Source organism: Shigella sp. FC1967, from assembly GCF_001743005.1.
In the GTDB taxonomy this organism is placed as follows: Bacteria; Pseudomonadota; Gammaproteobacteria; order Enterobacterales; family Enterobacteriaceae; genus Proteus.
Genome location: NZ_MIIZ01001075.1, coordinates 1 through 1021, shown reverse-complemented (window position 1 = coordinate 1021; position 1021 = coordinate 1). Strand labels below are relative to the sequence as shown.

2 protein-coding genes are annotated in these 1021 nt (G+C 35.9%); one reads left to right on the top strand and one right to left on the bottom strand.

Annotated elements, in window-relative coordinates; all coding sequences use genetic code 11:
• A partial coding sequence (locus BHE89_RS24430) for a hypothetical protein (RefSeq protein WP_216081030.1) occupies positions 1-183 on the top strand: 183 nt, incomplete at its 5' end.
• Positions 184-191: 8 nt separating this feature from the next.
• Here BHE89_RS24430 and tus read toward each other — a convergent pair.
• The gene (gene tus, locus BHE89_RS18475) at positions 192-893 is read right to left on the bottom strand and encodes a DNA replication terminus site-binding protein (protein ID WP_286146292.1); all 702 of its coding nucleotides are present in this window, start codon (positions 891-893) and stop codon (positions 192-194) included.
• Positions 894-1021: the final 128 nt, after the last annotated feature.

Below are 1021 nucleotides of genomic sequence, written 5' to 3'. Positions count from 1 at the left end.
GATATTGAAGCCATTAATATGCTCGAAAAAATCACCCTAGATCGAAAAAATATTACCTTTGTATTAAAAAACGCGTTGGTGATAACAATCCATTTAGATATTGAAGACAACCACTTTGCTCAGCTTAATGATTATCTTCAGCAAATTCTTCTAGGAAGCTCAATTAAACTGATTGAAAAATAACAAGTTCTCTATTTTTCAAGATACAAATGCATTCTTGGAATAATTAATTGTAGCTTTTTAGCTTTAGGGCGATGGCGAATTTGAATGTTGTCGGCATCATAATCAGGAAGTTCGCCTATAACTGGTTTAAAGTCGCTTTCTTTATCAATATAGAAAGCGAATAAAGGCAAGGGGCACGCATATTGCACTTGCTTTTGTTGTTCTGAATACCAAACACGTGCAATAGGTTGTACTTTGACAGGGCGCTTTATTTTTAATTTTGCATTTTCAGGTAACTGAGAAAGCGTGATGATCTCTTTATCGAGACGTTCAGCCCATTGTTCACGGGTATAGGGAGGGACAGCACGATTGGCTTCACGACTTTTTTCTAATTGAGACAGAACATCGTTACGCGTTAGATTTTTAATAATATTCTTATTAGCCCAACCAAAACGTACTGTATCTGGATCAGACAGTAGGGTGAGGGTACGATAAGCATTGAGTGTAATTAAGCCTTTTAATTGGTTGTGGACGAAATCAAACCGTTCTTCCTTTGATATACCTGACTCTTTAGTGACAATATTGGAAAGCTGTTTTTTCAATAAATTTATTTGCTCAATTTGTTTTTTTACAGACTTAAATGTGTGGTTATCCGTACTAAAGCAGAGTACACCGGGTAAACGAATAGCACGTTTACTACTGATGTGTGGGGCATTGTCATAAATAAACAAGTTGGCTATAAAGTTTTAAGGAAAGATCCAGCGCATCTTCGTTGTAAACTTGGTGACACTGTAACGTAAGTTACTTCATCGTGTTCTTCTTCTTTACTTACATCAGGTAATTCAAATACAACAGATGG